Source organism: Bradyrhizobium canariense, assembly GCF_900105125.1.
GTDB classification, from domain to species: Bacteria; Pseudomonadota; Alphaproteobacteria; order Rhizobiales; family Xanthobacteraceae; genus Bradyrhizobium; species Bradyrhizobium canariense_A.
The window spans coordinates 4,191,895-4,209,300 of record NZ_LT629750.1 but is presented as its reverse complement, the minus strand read 5'-3'; the positions used below and the strand labels follow the sequence as shown (position 1 = coordinate 4,209,300).

The following is a 17,406-nucleotide window of genomic DNA, read 5'->3' as shown; positions in this document are numbered from 1 at the left end:
CTTTAAGATGAAATCAACGTCCGAAACCGTCATTGGCAATGCCAGGATCGTTCTGGCGGACCGTGTGATCGAACGTGGCTGGATCGCCTTTTCCGATGGCCGTGTTGCTGAATATGGCGAGGGCAGCGCGCCTGCAGGCAGCGAGGATGCGGGCGGCGATCTGGTCATGCCGGGCCTGATCGAACTGCATACCGATCATCTGGAAGCCCATTATGTGCCGCGCCCAAAAGTATTCTGGGACCCGATCGCCGCCGTCATCTCCTATGACGGGCAGCTCGCGACATCGGGCATCACGACGGTGCTGGATTCGCTGCGGGTCTGGCGCGAAGATGGCGCCGAGGAGGTTGACGGGCGGGCTGGTTTGCTGGCCGAGGCGATCGCGACCGCGCGCGACGGCAATCTGTTGCGAGCCGATCATTTCCTGCATCTGCGCTGCGAAATCCCGATGCCAAGCGTGGTCGAGGAGGCCAAGGAGCTCGTTGGCCGGCCGGACGTGCGGCTGATGTCGTTGATGGATCATACGCCGGGCCAGCGGCAGTTTCGCGATGAGGGCAAGCTGCGCGATTATTACCGCGGCAAGGGCGCCGGGATGACCGACGCCGAGCTCGACGTGCTGTTTGAAAAGCGCTTCGCCTATCAGAAGGCGTACGCGGCGACCAATATGCGCGCGATCGTGGCACTGGCGCATCAGCACGAGATCCCGCTTGCGAGCCATGATGACACTACGGGGGACAACGTCACCGACGCGATCCGCGACCGGGTTTCGGTGGCTGAGTTTCCGACCACGATGGAAGCCGCGCGCGGCTTGCACCAGGCCGGCATCGGCATTCTGATGGGGGCGCCGAACGTGGTGCGCGGCGGCTCGCATTCCGGCAATATCGCCGCAGTCGATCTCGCCCGCGAAGGGCTGTTGGACATTCTGTCGTCCGATTACATCCCTTCGAGCCTGTTGATGGGCGCGCTGCAATTGCCACAGCGCGTGCCCGCGATCGATCTCGCCTCTGCGGTCCGCACCGTCACCAAAACGCCCGCGGAAGCGGTCGGCCTTTCCGATCGCGGCGAGATTGCGGTCGGCAAGCGCGCTGACCTGATCCGCGTGCATATTGCGCGCGATGTCCCGGTGGTGCGTGCGGCATGGCGGGAAGGGCAGCGTGTGGCATGACGGAAACATTGACGACATCCGGTCACCGGCCGCGAGCGATCGGTCCGGGCCGGCTTGTTCTGGTGGTGGGTCCGAGCGGCGCAGGCAAGGATACGCTGCTTGGCCTCGCGAGATCTGCCTGTGCGGATGATCTCAACATCGTGTTTCCGCGCCGCTTGGTCACGCGCGAGGCGTCGGCCTCCGAGGACAATGCGCAAATCAGCCATGATGCCTTCCGGCAGGCGCTCGCGAACGATGCGTACGCCATGCATTGGGAGGCGCATGGCCATTGCTACGCGCTGCCGCGCGCGATTGACGATGATATCCGCGCCGGCCGCACGGTGATTGCCAACGTATCGCGCACAATCATTGGCGCGATGCGCCAGGCGTACGCCGATGTCGCGGTGATCTTGATCACGGCGCCGCCTCAGGTTCTTGCCGAAAGGCTTGCGATGCGGGCGCGCAGCAGCGACGGCAAGATCGATCAACGGCTCGGTCGCACGGTCGATGCTGCAGCAACACCCGATATCACCATCGTGAATGTCAGCAGCGCCGAATATCACGCGCGCCAGTTCGTTCGGATTATCAAAGGCGATCGCTGGGACGAATAAACGGAGACCAGGAGGCAGCCATGTCTGATATCGCAACCGTCGAGCAACTCGAGGCGATCTATGGCCAGCCGAACGATGCATCCACGGTAAAAGTAGCAGACCGCGTCACGCCGCTCTATCGCGTGCTGATCGACAAATCGCCGTTCGCGGCGTTGGCGACATCCGGGCCGGAGGGACTGGATTGCTCGCCGCGTGGCGATCTGCCCGGCTTCGTCCGGGTGCATGACGAAAAAACGTTGATGATGCCCGACCGCCGCGGCAACAACCGGATCGACTCGCTGCGCAATATCGTACGCGATCCCAGGATCGCACTGCTGTTCCTGATTCCGGGCTCCGGCAGCACGCTGCGCATCAACGGCCACGGGCAGGTGTCGGCGGACCCGGATCTGCTGGCGTCGTTCAAGATGGAGGGCAAGGCACCGCGCACGGTCATCGTCATGACGGTGGGTGAGATCTACTTTCAGTGTGCCCGCGCGATCGTGCGGTCCGATTTATGGAATCCGGACAAGCGGGTTGATCCCAAAAGCCTGCCGACGCCGGGACAGATCCTGGCTTCGATGAGCGATAACGCGGTCGGCGGCGAGAGCTACGATAGGGAATGGCCGGAGCGGGCGCAAAAGACGATGTGGTGACGCGGGCCTTAGCCTTTCGCTTTGATGCGCTTTCTTCGCGCGAAGCGCTCCGCACTTCGCTGGAAAACGCTATCGGCGATCAATAGTCCCGCTCGCGGTGCACGTCATGCACGACGATGCTCATGCCTTCCTCCGGCATCGCCAGCCAATCGCGGCGTTGCAGGGTTCTCCTCGTGTCGTCCAGACCGCTTTGCCAATGTTCGCGCATCGAAGTCGCCGAGAATTCGTGGTCCTTCGAATCGCCTTCATAGATCCTCTGCTGATAGATCATCTGAAGGATGGTCATCCCGGGCAGATGCGCCAAATGATCGCGCGTCGCACGTTCCTCGTTGCTTAGTTGATTTTCCGGGATTTTCAGCAGCGCCTTGTAGAAGTCCGCTTTCAGATTATTCATGCGCTTATAGACATCGGTGTTGTAGCGGGTGCGCGAGGAATAAACGATATCCTTGTGCCGCGCCAAAACCTCGTGAATATCGCGGGGTAACAGGCCGCGGGCGCTGAAGAGGTCGACCTGGAATACCAGCGAGTTTTTCCTGTCGTCCTGGTCCAGCAGATGCTGCAGCGGCGTATTGGAAACGATACCGCCATCCCAGAAATGATCGGTGCCGATTTTGACCATCGGCAACGCGGGCGGCAGCGCGCCGCTGGCCATGACGTGCTCGGGCGCGATCACTTCTTTCTTGTTGTCGAAATACAGGAAGTTGCCGGTCAGGACGTTAACGGCGCCGACCGCAAAGTGCATTTTGCGCGCATTGATCAGGTCGAAGTCGACCAGTTCCAGCAAGGTCTCGCGCAGCGGCGTGGTGTCGTAATAGCTGGTCGCGGTTTTCGCGCCGGCGGGGCTTAACCACGGATTGAGGTCGTGCGGCTTGAAGAAGCCGGGCTGGCCCAGCGTCGTCGTCAGCCATGAACTCGTGAGGTTGCGGGCTTTGCGATAGATGTCGCCGTCCGGCGTGTAATGCCACACCTTGCGTGCGGTGATCCGATCCCAGAAGATCTGAAGCTTTTCCAGACGATCCTCGGGCCGGTTGCCCGCGATGATGGCCGAATTGATCGCGCCGATGGAGACGCCGCAAACCCAATCCGGCTCCATGCCCCCTTCGTGCAGTGCCTGATAGACGCCCGCCTGATAAGCGCCTAACGCGCCACCGCCCTGCAGAACCAGCGCGATCCGATCGCATCGGTCGGGTCGCCAGCCCGGCGCGGTGGCAAGTTCTGTATCCGGCGCGCGCGCATCCATGATGTGCTCTTCGAATTCGGGGTGGATCGTCGCCTTCTAGGATTCAAAAATGCGATGACGCTGTTGTGACAAGGATGTCTTGTCCTGAAGGCCTCGCCTTCCGGCATCAAAGGCTGAGTCCGTAATCCTAATCGGAAGCAAACGTCTTCACATCGCTGTCAAACACCGCCGATAGCAATTTTGCGCTGGGGTTTGCCAATTGAGGGCGGCCCGATCATTCACCGGAAATAGAGGGTCATCCGATGCGCAAGGCAGATATCCTGAAGCTTCCGTCGATGCCGATGGCGGGCCCGAGCTATCCGGCGGGACCGTATCGTTTCGTCAATCGCGAATTCCTGGTCATCACCTATGAAACCGATCCCGACCTGATCCGTGCCGGCCTGCCTGAACCGCTGGAGCCGATCGAACAGCCATTGATGCACTATGAGTGGATCAAGATGCCCGACAGCTCGGGCTTTGGAAGCTATACCGAGTCCGGTCTGGTGATTCCGGCGCGCCTGAATGGCGAAGACGTCAATTTCGTCTCGCAGATGTATCTTGACGACGATCCGCCGATTGCTGCGGGCCGCGAGATCTGGGGCTTTCCCAAGAAATATGCCCATCCGAAGCTCGAGGTGGTGAAGGATACGCTGACGGGCACGCTCGAATATGCCAATCAGCTCGTCGCCATGGGGACCATGGGTTACAAGCACGAAGCCATGGCAGGCGATGGCGAATTGACACGTGCGACGCTGTCAAAGACGCAAATCAATCTGAAATTGATTCCCGGTGTCGATGGCCGGGCGGAAGTCTGCCAGCTTGTCGCGATCAACCTGACTGACATCGTCGTCAAGGGATCGTGGATCGGTCCCGGCCGGCTTCATCTTGTGCCGCATGTCAACGCGCCCGTGGCTGACTTTCCGGTGCGTCGCGTGATCGGCGCCCATCATTTCCTCGCCGACCTGACATTGCCCTATGGCCGCGTGGTCTACGACTACAACAAGGAGGATGAAGACCTGGCGGAGGCCGCGGAGTAAAACTCAAGCCGCGCGGCCTCTCTCTATTGCCATTCAAGTTGTTCAGGGCCCTTCAGGCGATATCAGTCTGAAGGGCTCCTTTGTTATGACTTACTGCCCACCTTCGCCCTTTTGCGGCATGTCGCTCGGAGGCGCAACCGGCTTTCGACCTCGGCCCTTCTTCGGGTAGGAAGCGTAACTGCCGCCATAACCAGGGAACTTGGACCAGTCGATGGCGTGGGAGCACCAGGCGCCCCGACCTGATGCCGTCGCTTGGCATTGCTCCATGCTTGTATAGGAGCAGCTCGAGCCGCCGGTTGCCGAGTTGTAGCAATAGTCGCCTGCGTCTGCCGCGGAAGGCAGCATGGCGGCTGACGCAGCCAGAGTCACGAACGCCGCTGACGCCGCGATTTTCCCCGAAACCAATTTCATTTCTGTCTCCATTTTCTTGCTTTGATGATTGCGGAGCAGACTCGTGCAGCGTCTGACAAGCACGCGAGCGGCAACGCGCCGTCTTCGCAACCGTTATCGTTCCGATAACAGGTGCACTGAAGCGACGTTGGGTGACGGCTCGGTGAAATTAGTTCGATGGATGGATTCACTCGCGACGTTGTGACGCTCACGAACGAGGCGATAAAAAAATAGCGATCAGTAATGTGAAATCGCTGACAACGATGTCATCGCTGCATGGTCGGCGAAGACTTCATGCTGCGACGTCCCACAATCGCGAGGAACCTCTGACCAGAACCTTGCGGCCCTTCTCGGTAATAACAGGGCAATCGTCCGCGATCGTGGCAAGCTGAAGCGCGACGAGTCTTTCCACGATGAATCGATTCAACGCGCGGCGTTTGGATGCCGGCAAGCGAAGCGCCTTCAGCGCTTCCCATTGATCCTGCGAGAGATCGTGGTCGAATTCCGCGTTCATGATTCCTCGAATCGCTGCCATTTCGCGGATGTCTTACCGAGGCAGCGTGAACACGATGCGACGGCAATGCGCCGGGATTTCGACCGCAGAAATATTTGGAATCGCTGTGTTTACGATGGCGGGTAACGCCGCTGTCACATCTACGTGTCAATGGGTGATGTCAACCCGCACCGAATCAGTCGGCACGACAACTGAAGTCGTTTCCCGAATGGATGCACACCCTGAAAACTCATTTGCTGCAAAAGGCATTATTCAGCAGCGCCCGATTGAAGGGCCTCGGCGTCGTCATCAGTGCCGGCATCGTCGCGATGGCTGTATTCGCACTGACGCATGCATTGAAGCATGTCGATTACGGCGAAGTCTTCGCAGTCGTTGAGCGCACCAACTCCGGCGTGATTGCCTTGGCATTGCTGCTCGTGGCCGCCTCCTACGGAAGCCTGACGATTTACGATGTGCTGGCGCTTCGCACGATCGGTCACGCCGATGTTCCATATCGGGTCGCGGCGCTGGCGAGCTTTACCAGCTACCCGATTGCGCACGGCGTCGGCGCGGTTGCGCTGATCTCGCCGGTGATCCGCTACCGGATCTATGTGTGCAACGGCCTTGGCGCGCTCGATGTGGCAAATATCTGCTTTCTCACCGGGCTCACGTTCTGGCTCGGCAATCTGACCGCGTTCGGGCTCAGCGTGCTTTACGAGCCCGCGGCCATCAGCCGGATCGACTATCTCGCACCGGAGCTCAATCGATGGCTGGCTGCCGCACTGCTGGTGGGAGTCGCTGCTTTCGTGGTCTGGAGCTGGCGATCGCCCAGACATTTCGGTTCGCTGCGGTGGCCGGTGCGTTTGCCATCCGGGCCTATGGTGCTGCTGCAGATCGTGATCGGTATCTTCGATCTCGGCGCTGCGACGCTGGCGATGTATGTGCTGATCCCGGCCGGGACCGATGTCGGAATCTTTCAGGTCGCGGTCGTTTTCATCATTGCGACATTGCTGGGCTTCGCGAGCCACGCGCCGGCAGGACTCGGCGTATTCGATGCAACAATCCTGATCGGGCTGGGCGGCGACGACAAGGAGCCGTTGATCGCGGCGTTGCTGATGTTCCGCTTCCTGTACCACTTCCTCCCGTTCGTGATGGCGCTCGGCCTGTTCGGCGCCGTGGAAGGGTGGAGGAGTTTGCGCGTGAAGCAGCGACCGTCGTGAAGGTTTCTCACACCGGCGAATTGAGCTTAAGTCCAACCATCCCCGCCACAATCAATGACAGGCAGAGAATCCGCACGGGGTCGGTGGGCTCGCTGTAGACGATCATTCCAACGATGATGCTGCCCACCGCGCCAATCCCGGTCCAAACCGCATAGGCCGTGCCGAACGGCAGCGACCGAAGCGCCACCGCCATCAGTCCGAAGCTGAGTGCGATCGCAACCAGCGTCGCGGCGGTCGGCCAGAATCGGGTGAGACCGTCGGAATATTTCAAGCCCAAGGCCCAGGCGACTTCAAACAGGCCCGCCGCCACGAGTGCGAGCCATGCACTCACTTTGGCCCCGAGGGTGTTAAGGGGAGCGTCAACACCGCATATTGCGCGTAGCCGCGGAACGGACGTTCGAATTTCAGATCGGCGCCGCAGGCCCCACCGGCCCTCGACAGTACCCGTTCCAGATCGTCGCGCGGCGTCACGTCGAATAATGCAAGCCATCGCAACAGCAGCGCGCGGGCCATGCCGGGCAGCCGTTCCTGCTTGCCGAAATCGACAATGTGCAAACGTCCGCCGGGCTTGAGGTGGCCGATTGCGGCCTCAAGCACTTTGCTCCAGTTCGGGATCATCGAGAGGCTATAGGAAATCATGATGTGATCGAAGCAGGGGACACCGAACAAAAGCTGCGGATCGAAAGCCGTTGCGTCGCCATGCGCGACCAGGATCTGGGGCGCCAGACCCCGGCGCGAAATAGCTGTAATCGCCGACGTCAGCATTTCCGTCGAAACATCGACGCCGAAAAATCGGGCATTCCGGTAGAGCCCCGCGGCAAGCACCAGATTTCGGCCGGTTCCGCAGCCGATTTCCAGAATGTTCGCGCCTGGGGAAGGCTGAAGACCGGCGATCATCTGGTCGCGACCGAGCAAGTAATATCGCCGCGTTCCATCGTAGATGTGACGCTGCCGGCGGTACATCCGGTTCATGCGATCGGTTGCTTCGACCGGCCATGAGATGTTCGCGCTGATGTCGGAGGGAACCGCGGGCATCCATCAACTCCTGCAGCATGTGTCGCTTATTTCCTTGCGATGTTCGCACGACAGGGATGTGACAGGTCTTCCGCCTCCATCTGTGCGTCTGTCGTAAAACTGCAGCGAGCCCGCGATATCCTCGTCAAATTGTTGATTCGGGGAATAGATGAGCACACAACTTATCGCCGACGCGGTTCGCAATAGCAGAAGTGACGATCAATCGACCGTCTGGGACCGGCTTTTCGCGTTCTGGTTTCGTCGCCTGGTGTACACCCAGATATGGGAGGATCCGGAAGCCGATCTCGCGGCTCTGCGATTGCCGATGGGTTCGACCATCGTCACCATCTCGTCCGGCGGTTGCAACGCGCTGTCCTATCTCACGGCCCAGCCCGCCCAGGTTTTCGCCGTTGATCTCAACGAAGCGCACCTTTCGCTGCTTAAGCTCAAGCTTGCGGGCCTTCGTGCTTTCTCCAGCTATGAGGATTTCTGGCAATTCTTCGGTGAGGCGGCCTCGCCGGCCAACTCGGAGCTTTATCTCGACCGGCTGCGGCCCTTGCTCGACGCGGAGGCGCGCGCCTACTGGGACAAGCGTAACGCCATCGGGCGTCCACGGCATGACTATTTTACCGACGGGTTCTATCGCCACGGCATGCTCGGCGGCTTTATCGGCTTTGCGCACCTGCTGGCGAAATTCGCCCGCATCGATCGCTCGGCGTTGCTGAACGGCAAGCCGGATGCGCCCGAGCGCGTCCAGGCGATGGGCCGTCTTCATCGCCTGTTTCATTCGCCGCTGGCCCGCTTGATTACCGGGACTCCCGCCTTGCTGTTCAGCCTGGGTATTCCGCCTCAGCAGCGAGACCTGCTGGGAGGAGGCGAGCCGCTCAACGAAGTGCTCTATGAGCGGCTGTTGCGCCTGATCAACGGCCACCCCAACGAGACGAATTATTTCGCGTGGCAGGCGCTGCTCCGCCGTTATCCCGGACCCGGCGACCGCTGCCTGCCACCTTATTTGCAGCGCAGCCGATTTGAGCGCATGCGCGACGGTGCGGGACTGATCATTCCCGTCCACGCCAATCTTCGGCACTTCCTGGAAGCGCTGCCGGCGCGGCAAATCGATGCCGTCGTGTTGCTGGACTCGCAGGACTGGATGGCGCCGGACGAGATTGGAGCGCTTTGGAATGCGATCGACCGCTCCGGCAGCGACGACGTCCGCGTCATCTTCCGCACGGCGGGCAAAGAGTCCCCGCTGGAAAACAACGAGCTTGCATCGCTGCGCCACGTCTGGTGTCGCGACGAGGAGCGGAGCGCCGTCGGCTTTGCGCGAGACCGATCCGGAATTTACGGCGGGTTTCACTGCTACGCGCGGCGCTGATCGAGCGGCCAGTTCTGCGAAGACCGGGCTCCCAATCTAGGACCTCCGCCGAAGCGTGTTTTCGCGCCCTTGGCGGCCGATTTCCAGGTTGGCGGCAGCGATTGCCCGGGCGGCCGCTGACCTGATGGCTTCACCTCAATTAAAAAAACGCGTATCGGTGCCCGGACCGAAGTCCCGAGGCTCGATGCAACCATGACCGATTTCCACGGCGTTTTCCCTTATCTCATCTCGCCGCTCGATCCCGACGGCAAGATCCGCCGCGAAGTGCTGGGCAGGCTCTGCGACGATCTCATCAAGTCGGGCGTTCATGGACTGACGCCGCTCGGCTCGACCGGTGAGTTCGCCTACCTGAACAATACGCAGCGCACGGCCGTGGTGCAGACCACCATCGAGGCCGCCAAAGGCCGCGTGCCGGTGGTTGCCGGCGTCGTCTCAACCTCGACGACCGATGCGGTCGCGCAGGCCAAGTCCTATCAGAAGCTCGGCGCCGACGGCATTCTCGCCATCGTGGAAGCGTATTTTCCGCTCGCCGACGCGCAGATCGAATCCTATTTTCGCGCCGTCGCGGACGCGGTCGATATTCCCGTCGTCATCTACACCAATCCACAATTCCAGCGCTCTGATTTGACGCTCGACGTCATCGCTCGGCTCTCGGCCCATCCGCGTATCCGCTACATCAAGGATGCTTCGACCAATACCGGCCGATTGCTGTCGATCATGAATCGCTGCGGCGACAACATCAAAGTGTTCTCGGCGTCCGCCCACATCCCGGCGGCGGTGATGCTGATCGGCGGGGTCGGCTGGATGGCGGGACCTGCCTGCCTTATCCCGCGTCAGAGCGTCGAGCTTTATAATCTCTGCAAGGCCGAACGCTGGGGCGAAGCGATGGCCTTGCAGCGTCGGTTGTGGCGCATCAACGAAGCCTTTGCGCGCTACAATCTGGCAGCCTGTATCAAGGCCGGCCTTGCGAGCCAGGGCTACGACGCCGGCGATCCCGTGGCCCCGCAGGCGGCCCTGACGGCGGACGAGCGCAAGGCGGTCGAGAAGGTGTTGCGGGATATCGGCTGATTGGCATGCGGGCTGCATGCGGTTCGCCCGTCGTTCCGGGGCGAGGCCTTGCCTCAAACCCGGGAATCCGACGGTCGTTGGCACGAAAGCCCTGCAATGCCAGACCGAGTTGTTTCGACCCGAAAATCCGCTAAAACCCGCCCAATCTCAAAAAGACTTAGAAGGACAAACTGATGAATATTCTTCCCGGCAACATGCGTTTTGGGGCGGGCCAGCCGGTCAAGCGTTTAGAGGACCAGCGGCTGCTCACAGGGAAGGGGCAATTCATCGACGACAAGCCGGAAGAGGGCGCATTGTGGCTGTACGTGCTGCGCTCGCCGCATGCCCACGCCAAAATCGTCTCGATTGACACCCACGCCGCAACCGACATACCGGGCGTCGAAGCCGTTTACACCGGCGCTGACCTGATTGCCGACAACATCGGCACCATCCCGACGCTGTCGATCTTCAAGCGTCCGGACGGTTCACCAATGACGGTGCCGCCGCGGCGGCTGCTGGCGCACGAGATCGTTCGGTTCGCAGGCGAGCCGGTCGCGGCCGTGGTCGCGACGTCGCGGGTACTGGCGCAGACCGCAGCCGAAGCCATCGCGATCGAGTACGACGTGTTGCCGTCAGTGGTCGATCCGATCGAGGCCACCAAGCCGGGTGCGCCGGTTGTCTGGCCCGATGCCCCGGACAACATCGTCGCGGTCATGAGCTATGGCGACGCGGCCAAGGTCGAAGCGGCCTTTGCTGCGGCCGCGCATGTCGTCTCGCTCGATCTGGTCAGCCAGCGGTTGATCCCCTCCGCGCTGGAGCCGCGCAGCACGATTGCCGAGATCGACAAGAAATCCGGGCGGCTGATCCTGCACGTGCAGTCGCAGACGCCGGGCTCGACCCGCGACGTGCTCGCCGAAGCCGTGCTGAAGCGGCCGAAGGAAAGCGTGCGCGTGCTGGTCGGGGATATCGGGGGTGGATTCGGCCAGAAGACCAATCTTTATCCGGAAGACGGCATCGTGGCGTATGCGGCCGTTAAACTCAGCCGCAAAATTCGCTGGCGCGGCGAACGCACCGACGAATTCGTTGGTGGCACCCATGGCCGCGACCTCACCTCGACCGGCGAGTTCGCGCTCGACGCCAAGGGCCGCGTGCAGGCCTATCGCGTGCGCTCGGTCGGCGGCACCGGGGCCTATAGTACCGGCGCGGGCAATATCATTCCGCTGGTGCTCGGGCCGTTCGTGCAGACCGGCGTCTACGATCTGCCGCTGGTTCATTTCGAAATCAAGTCGGTCATGACCAACACCGCGCCGGTCGGCGCCTATCGCGGCGCGGGCCGGCCTGAAGCGGTGTTTATCGTGGAGCGGCTGATGGACGCCGCCGCGCGGCAGATCGGGATGGATCCGCGCACGATCCGCAAGGTGAACTACATCAAGCCCGCGCAATTGCCCTATACCAACGCAGCCGGCCAAGTGTATGACAGCGGCGCATTCGCGCACATGCTGGAGCGAGCTTCCGATCTTGCCGACTGGAACGGCTTTGCCGCGCGCAAGAAGGCGGCGAAGAAAAAGGGCCTGCTCTACGGCCGCGGTCTCACCAGCTACATCGAATGGACCGGCGGGCGCGCGCATACCGAAAAGGTCAGTCTGCACGCCACGGCCGAGGGACGCATCATCCTGCATTCCGGTACGCAGGCGATGGGACAGGGGTTGCAGACCACCTACACCCAGATGGTGTCGGAGTCGCTCGGCATTCCCATGGACAAGATCGATGTGGTGCAGGGCGACACCGATCTGGCCACCGGCTTCGGCAGCGTCGGCTCGCGCTCGTTGTTCGTCGGCGGCACTGCGGTTGCAGTCTCGACCAACGACATGATCACGAAAGCGCGCGAGAAAGCGTCGAACCTGCTGGAAACCTCGGTCGAGGATATCGAATATCGCGACGGCTGGCTCACGGTGGTCGGCACCGACCGGCGGATCGGATTGTTCGATATCGCCAGGAAGGAAAATGGCGCGCGGCTCAGCGTCGACAGCGAAGGCGAGGTCGATGGTCCGAGCTGGCCCAACGGCACGCATATCTGCGAAGTCGAGATCGATCCGGAGACCGGCGTCAGCAAGGTCGTGCGCTACACCACGGTCGACGACGTCGGCATTGCGGTCAATCCGATGCTGGTGACGGGGCAGGTTCATGGCGGCGTCGCGCAAGGCATCGGACAGGCGTTGTATGAGGGCGTATCTTACGATGCCGAAGGACAATTGCTGACCGCGAGCTACCAAGATTACTGCGTGCCGCGCGCCGACGACATTCCGCCGATTGTCGTGACGCTGGATGATTCCGCACCCTGCCGCACCAATCCGCTGGGCGCCAAGGGGTGCGGCGAATCCGGCGCGATCGGCGGTCCGCCCTGCATCACCAACGGCGTGATGGACGCGCTCAGCGAACTCGGCATCAAGCAGCTCAATACGCCGCTGACGCCGCTAAAAGTCTGGCAGGCAATCCGGGAAGCGAAAACCGCGAGGGTTTGAGGAGCCTAGTCCTGAACCAGCCATCGTCATTGCGGGATGCGCCTTTAGGCGCAGACCCGGAATCTCGAGATTCCCCGATGTGCAATTGCACATCTGAGATTCGATGTGGAGCCTGTCATCGGGCCGCGTCTTGTGCGGATCGCCTTGGAATGACAACCTAAAATTTCTGCAGTTCTCACGCCATCCTTCTGATACCCTGCCGAAAGCATAAACGGGAGGATTCGATGCGCAGATTTTGGACCGTGCTGGCGGCGCTGGCGACATTGAGCCTGACTAATTGCGGCTACAACGCGATCCAGACCAATGACGAGCAGGTCAAGTCGGCCTGGTCGGAGGTCCTGAACCAGTATCAGCGCCGCGCCGATCTCGTGCCCAATCTCGTCAATTCGGTGAAGGGCTTTGCGCAGCAGGAAAAGGATGTGCTGCTCGGGGTGACCAATGCCCGCGCCAAGGTGGGTAGCATTCAGGCCACGCCGGAACTGATCAACGATCCCGGCGCGTTCGCGAAATTCCAGGCAGCCCAGGGTGAATTGACCAGCGCACTGTCGAAGCTGCTGGTGGTCACGGAAAACTATCCGCAGCTCAAATCCGATGCGCTGTTTCGTGACCTGATGTCACAGCTGGAAGGCACCGAAAATCGCATCACGGTGGCACGCAACCGCTACATCAAGACGGTGCAGGACTACAATGTCACGATACGTTCGTTTCCGAGCAACCTGACGGCGATGGCGTTCGGATATAAAGAGAAGGCGAATTTCACCGTCGACAATGAAAAGGAAATCTCCACGGCGCCGAAGGTGGATTTCAATCCGGCCCCGGCCCCGGCGAAATAATCCGGCAACCCGATTGAGCGCGATGAACGTTGCAAGAGCCTCCCTCGTTGCGCTGCTGATATGCTGGGCCTTCGCGGCGCTGGCTGATGTCGCGGTGCCGCCGCTCACCGGGCGGGTGGTCGATCAGACCGGCACGCTGAGCAGCGACGACATCGCCTCGCTGACCCAAACCCTGAAGGACTTCGAGGCGAGGAAGGGCAGTCAGATCGCGGTGCTGATCGTGCCGACGACGGCGCCCGAAACCATCGAGCAATATTCGATCCGGGTCGCCGAAGCCTGGAAGATCGGGCGCAAGAAAATCGATGACGGCGCGATTCTGCTTGTTGCGAAAGACGATCACAAGCTTCGCATCGAGGTTGGCTACGGCCTCGAAGGCGCACTGACCGACGTCACGGCCAGACGCATCATCGATGAGATCATCACGCCGAAATTCAGAAGCGGAGATTTTGCCGGCGGAATTTCCGAAGGCGTTCATCGGATCCTCGGCGTTGTCGATGGCGAACCATTACCCGCGCCGGAACCGCAGCAAAGCTTCGGCGGCCAGGACCGTTTCGATATTCTTTTCAATCCCCTCATTCTCTTTGGCGTCTTTGTTGTCGGCGCGGTGCTGCGGACCCTGCTGGGCAGGTTGATCGGCTCGGTGGCGACCGGTGGCGTTGTCGGTCTGGTGGCGTGGCTTGCGATCGGACCGCTGGCGTTCTGTCTCATTGCGGCGTTCGTTGCCTTTGTCTTTGCGATGTTCGCCGGCAGCATGGCGGCGTCGAATGGCCGAGGCGGCAACTGGTCCGGCGGTGGCTATGGCGGTTCGTTTTCCGGTAGGAGTAGTTCGAGCGACAGCGGCGGGTTCAGCGGCGGCGGCGGCAGTTTCGGCGGCGGCGGCGCGTCAGGAAGCTGGTAGATAGAGCTGGCAGATATGGGCATCAGGCGCATCGGCAAACATCTTCTGGCGCATCGTTGGCAAGCAAGGCGCCTGTTCCCACGAAAGGTGCTGACTGCGATCGAGCAGGCGATCAAGGCAGGCGAAGCCACCCATTCCGGCCAGATCCGTTTTGTCGTGGAAGGGGCGCTGGATGGCGCGCCGCTGTTTAGGGATCAGCCGGCCCGCGATCGCGCGATCGATATTTTTTCGCAGCTGCGCATCTGGGATACCGCGCACAACAACGGCGTCTTGATCTATCTGCTGCTGGCCGACCACAATGTCGAGATCATCGCCGATCGCGGCATCGATGCGAAAGTCGGCGCAGCCGGCTGGGAAAAAATCTGCGCCGAGATGGAGACTGATTTCAAGGCAGGCAATTTCGAGACCGGCGTGATCCGGGGTATCGGAGCGGTGTCGCGGCAACTGGCGAAATATTTCCCCGCGCATGGCAAGGGGCCGAATGAGCTGCCGGACGCCCCGGTGGTGATGTGAACTTTTGACAGCCGTTGCTTTGAGTCTGAATTCAGTGACGCTGGACCAGACTCTAGGCGACGGAATTGACATTTGCTGTCGTGGACGAAGTACCGGTTGCGGTCTTGTTGTAGGTGCTGGCGGCCGTCGCCGGATAGGCCGACAGGTTGGCGACGAGCTGTTCCATGGTATCGACCATCTGATTGTCAGCGGTTTCGCTGCCAGCGGCGGCCGTCCCTCCGCCTGTCTGATCGATGTGATATAGTTCGGCGGAATATCCGTTAGGCAATCCGACATCAATGCCATCCATGGACTGGCCCGGCGCGAGATTGCCGGCAAACGGGGAGCTTCCCGGATTCGCCGGCGCTGCGCCATTTCCTGGGGCGTTCGCGAAGGCTGCGACGAGTTGCTCGACGCTCTGGAGCATCTGAGCGGCAGAGTCGCTGCCGTTGGATGCCGGCGCTGTCGCGCCTTGCGCTTGCCCTGGGGCTTGGGAAATCCGGAAAACCCCGACCGAAAAACCGTTCGGCAGATTGACCTGGATTCCATCGACGGAAGAGTCGGCGGCTGATGCCGGCGGGGCGCCTGGCGAACTCCCCGATGCCTCGGTCGGAGTGAAAACGCTTTGGGCCTGGGATGACGTGGTCGCGGGCGATCGCCATTGGGCGCTGTTTGAAAATCCTGTTGCGCCACCTACGCTGATACTCAATTGGACTCTCCACTTACTGCAGGCCAAGACTTACTGCAGGCCAAGACTTACTGCTGCCAAGTCAAGCAAACTTGGTGCCATTGCGAAAACGTGGATACGGACATCAGATTTCCGGCCATCGACATGTCTTGTGCGATGTCGCTTGCATGTGCTTGATGCCTTTGGCTCCAGGCAGGAATTGCCGGGTAGGAAGTTTCTGCTCTCGGTCCGGGGCCGGGTTATGCACCTCTCCAATCCCCAGGGAAGCGATCAGCGTGTCGGCGACCGAAGCTGTAGCTATAGAAACCTGCGCCGTCGCCGAAGTCCGCTCGCCGACACGCACGAACCAGGCGGCAATGTCGGTGTTGGCGGCATCCAACGGTTGGCCGGGACGGTTATCAAATCGATGAAAATCTTTCACCCATCGTCGAGCTTGTTGAGGTCGCGCACCGATTGCATGATCGGTTCGAAATTCGACCGCGCGTCGAGTGCATCGAACAGCTGCGCGGTGTCCGACAGCAGCGCATGCGACCGTTGAATCGCGATCCGGACATCGTCCTGCGGCGTGTCGGACAAGCGGCCATGGCCGGATAACAATATTCGCGAGTTCAATCCCTTCAGCCGCTCCAGCGACTGGATGTAGTCGCTGATGCTGCCCGACCCGAACACGCCGCCCATCACCCCGCCGGGCATTAATGTATCGGCGGCGAACAGCAGCCCCTTCTCCTGATCGTACAGGCTGATGCAGGCCGAGGTGTGGCCCGGCGTGTACATGACGTTGAGACGGAAGTTGCCGAGATCGATCAGATTGCCTTCTTCCAGCCAGATGTCGACATTGATCGGCACGTTCGGCTCGTTGAACATTTTGCGCAGCATCGAGAAGTCGTCGCGCAGCATGATCTTGTTGGCGGCGAGGCGATGCGCGGCGATGATGGTGCGGCCGGCGAAATGATAGGCCGCGCCGATGTGATCGAGATGCTCATGGCTGAGAATCACCATGTCGATCTTGTCGAACGGGCAACCGGCATGTTCGAGGCATTGCAGCAAGTGCGGATAGTTGGTCGATAATCCGACATCGATCATGATCGTCCGCGAACTGCCACGCACCAGATAGGCATTGGCGGCGCGGTTCTTGAAACGAATCTGGTAGACGTCCTCGGCCGCCTTGATCAGCGAACAGACGTCGTTCTCCAACAGGATCGGAAACGGGCTGGGTTTGCGGTCGCTCATGGCGTCGCCGCTCTGTAGTTGACGGCATTGGATGCCCGCAGCCGCTTGCTGAGTGCATCCATCACCATCAACGCGAAGGCCGGCTGCTGGCTGACGAGATAGACGAAGCGGGCGTGATTGATCCGCATCACGCGGGTGTGCGGCGCAGCGCAGATCGCGGTGGCGGAGCGGGCCGAGCCGTCGATGACGGCCATCTCGCCGAAGAATTCGCCCTTGCCGAGCGTGACGATCACGGTCTTGCGGGCGCCATTGATCTTGGCAATCTCGACCTGGCCGTCGAGCACCACGAACAGCTCGCGCCCGGTCGAGCCTTCCTCAAAAATGACATCTCCCACGTCAAATTCGTTGATGCACTTTTCGATGGCCATGGCGTCCCTGCCTTCTGGCTGGTCGGTTTGCCATGTTAGTCGGGAAAAGGGGCAGCGCAAACGGTGCATGGAGACCGTGAGTCTTTGCCGCAGAGCAGCATGACTAAACCCGCCGTGCCTAGCCCGGCCCGGACCGGCTGAAACGGCCCCAATAACTCCCTAAAATTTCCGTAACCCGGGTGCCGGTAACGATTTC

20 protein-coding genes are annotated in these 17,406 nt (G+C 61.0%); 11 read left to right on the top strand and 9 right to left on the bottom strand.

The window, feature by feature from the left end:
* Positions 1-7 precede the first annotated feature (7 nt).
* The 3 genes from BLV09_RS20100 to BLV09_RS20090 are packed head-to-tail and all read left to right on the top strand — an operon-like array spanning position 8 to position 2,384.
* Positions 8-1,162: an alpha-D-ribose 1-methylphosphonate 5-triphosphate diphosphatase gene (locus BLV09_RS20100; RefSeq protein WP_146688594.1), complete on the top strand. Its 1,155-nt coding sequence runs from the start codon at positions 8-10 to the stop codon at positions 1,160-1,162.
* Positions 1,159-1,752, top strand: coding sequence for a phosphonate metabolism protein/1,5-bisphosphokinase (PRPP-forming) PhnN (phnN, locus tag BLV09_RS20095; protein WP_146688593.1), 594 nt, complete (start codon positions 1,159-1,161; stop codon positions 1,750-1,752). The genes BLV09_RS20100 and phnN overlap by 4 nt, the downstream gene beginning before the upstream one ends.
* Before the next feature lie 20 nt (positions 1,753-1,772).
* Entirely contained in the window at positions 1,773-2,384 is a 612-nt protein-coding gene (locus BLV09_RS20090) for a pyridoxamine 5'-phosphate oxidase family protein (RefSeq protein ID WP_146688592.1), read from the top strand.
* Positions 2,385-2,463: 79 nt separating this feature from the next.
* Here the strand turns inward: BLV09_RS20090 and BLV09_RS20085 are convergent, their stop codons facing one another.
* Entirely contained in the window at positions 2,464-3,624 is a 1,161-nt protein-coding gene (locus BLV09_RS20085; RefSeq protein ID WP_146688591.1) for a patatin-like phospholipase family protein, read from the bottom strand.
* Positions 3,625-3,866: 242 nt separating this feature from the next.
* Here BLV09_RS20085 and BLV09_RS20080 point away from each other — a divergent pair, with 242 nt between their 5' ends.
* A complete protein-coding gene (locus BLV09_RS20080) occupies positions 3,867-4,640 on the top strand; it encodes an acetoacetate decarboxylase (protein WP_146688590.1) in 774 nt (257 codons plus the stop codon).
* Positions 4,641-4,730: 90 nt separating this feature from the next.
* Here the strand turns inward: BLV09_RS20080 and BLV09_RS20075 are convergent, their stop codons facing one another.
* Together BLV09_RS20075 and BLV09_RS20070 are read right to left on the bottom strand one after the other, a co-directional pair.
* On the bottom strand, positions 4,731-5,051 hold the full coding sequence (locus tag BLV09_RS20075) for a DUF3551 domain-containing protein (protein ID WP_157810102.1): 321 nt from the start codon (positions 5,049-5,051) through the stop codon (positions 4,731-4,733).
* A 271-nt stretch (positions 5,052-5,322) separates the two neighbouring features.
* Positions 5,323-5,544: a hypothetical protein gene (locus BLV09_RS20070; protein ID WP_100387207.1), complete on the bottom strand. Its 222-nt coding sequence runs from the start codon at positions 5,542-5,544 to the stop codon at positions 5,323-5,325.
* A gap of 212 nt (positions 5,545-5,756) precedes the next feature.
* Between BLV09_RS20070 and BLV09_RS20065 the strand changes: the two genes are divergently transcribed.
* The gene (locus BLV09_RS20065) at positions 5,757-6,743 is read left to right on the top strand and encodes a UPF0104 family protein (RefSeq protein ID WP_244548761.1); all 987 of its coding nucleotides are present in this window, start codon (positions 5,757-5,759) and stop codon (positions 6,741-6,743) included.
* A gap of 7 nt (positions 6,744-6,750) precedes the next feature.
* On the opposite strand, the gene sugE is transcribed toward BLV09_RS20065, so the two are convergent.
* Entirely contained in the window at positions 6,751-7,074 is a 324-nt protein-coding gene (gene sugE / locus BLV09_RS20060; protein WP_146688589.1) for a quaternary ammonium compound efflux SMR transporter SugE, read from the bottom strand.
* Positions 7,071-7,778 carry a class I SAM-dependent methyltransferase gene (locus BLV09_RS20055; protein ID WP_146688588.1) on the bottom strand — a complete coding sequence of 236 codons (708 nt, stop codon included), beginning with the start codon at positions 7,776-7,778 and terminating at the stop codon, positions 7,071-7,073. The genes sugE and BLV09_RS20055 overlap by 4 nt, the downstream gene beginning before the upstream one ends.
* A gap of 148 nt (positions 7,779-7,926) precedes the next feature.
* Here BLV09_RS20055 and BLV09_RS20050 point away from each other — a divergent pair, with 148 nt between their 5' ends.
* The 6 genes from BLV09_RS20050 to BLV09_RS20025 all read left to right on the top strand — a co-directional run bounded on the left by BLV09_RS20050 (position 7,927) and on the right by BLV09_RS20025 (position 14,945).
* On the top strand, positions 7,927-9,132 hold the full coding sequence (locus BLV09_RS20050) for a DUF3419 family protein (RefSeq protein ID WP_146688587.1): 1,206 nt from the start codon (positions 7,927-7,929) through the stop codon (positions 9,130-9,132).
* Between the two features lie 192 nt (positions 9,133-9,324).
* A complete protein-coding gene (locus BLV09_RS20045; RefSeq protein ID WP_146688586.1) occupies positions 9,325-10,200 on the top strand; it encodes a dihydrodipicolinate synthase family protein in 876 nt (291 codons plus the stop codon).
* 173 nt (positions 10,201-10,373) lie between these two features.
* Positions 10,374-12,701 carry a xanthine dehydrogenase family protein molybdopterin-binding subunit gene (locus tag BLV09_RS20040; RefSeq protein ID WP_146688585.1) on the top strand — a complete coding sequence of 776 codons (2,328 nt, stop codon included), beginning with the start codon at positions 10,374-10,376 and terminating at the stop codon, positions 12,699-12,701.
* A gap of 224 nt (positions 12,702-12,925) precedes the next feature.
* Positions 12,926-13,534, top strand: a complete 609-nt coding sequence (locus BLV09_RS20035) for a LemA family protein (protein WP_100384122.1) — start codon at positions 12,926-12,928, stop codon at positions 13,532-13,534.
* Positions 13,535-13,556: 22 nt separating this feature from the next.
* Positions 13,557-14,432, top strand: a complete 876-nt coding sequence (locus BLV09_RS20030) for a TPM domain-containing protein (RefSeq protein WP_146688584.1) — start codon at positions 13,557-13,559, stop codon at positions 14,430-14,432.
* Between the two features lie 15 nt (positions 14,433-14,447).
* Positions 14,448-14,945, top strand: coding sequence for a TPM domain-containing protein (locus BLV09_RS20025; RefSeq protein ID WP_146688583.1), 498 nt, complete (start codon positions 14,448-14,450; stop codon positions 14,943-14,945).
* A 52-nt stretch (positions 14,946-14,997) separates the two neighbouring features.
* On the opposite strand, the gene BLV09_RS20020 is transcribed toward BLV09_RS20025, so the two are convergent.
* From BLV09_RS20020 to BLV09_RS20005, 4 genes are all read right to left on the bottom strand, one after another.
* Positions 14,998-15,633: a hypothetical protein gene (locus BLV09_RS20020; RefSeq protein ID WP_146688582.1), complete on the bottom strand. Its 636-nt coding sequence runs from the start codon at positions 15,631-15,633 to the stop codon at positions 14,998-15,000.
* 103 nt (positions 15,634-15,736) lie between these two features.
* The gene (locus BLV09_RS20015; protein ID WP_146688581.1) at positions 15,737-16,033 is read right to left on the bottom strand and encodes a hypothetical protein; all 297 of its coding nucleotides are present in this window, start codon (positions 16,031-16,033) and stop codon (positions 15,737-15,739) included.
* Positions 16,030-16,842: an MBL fold metallo-hydrolase gene (locus tag BLV09_RS20010; protein WP_146688580.1), complete on the bottom strand. Its 813-nt coding sequence runs from the start codon at positions 16,840-16,842 to the stop codon at positions 16,030-16,032. Before BLV09_RS20010 ends, BLV09_RS20015 begins: the two co-directional genes overlap by 4 nt.
* A complete protein-coding gene (locus BLV09_RS20005; protein ID WP_146688579.1) occupies positions 16,839-17,210 on the bottom strand; it encodes a Crp/Fnr family transcriptional regulator in 372 nt (123 codons plus the stop codon). The genes BLV09_RS20010 and BLV09_RS20005 overlap by 4 nt, the downstream gene beginning before the upstream one ends.
* Between the last annotated feature and the right edge of the window lie 196 nt (positions 17,211-17,406).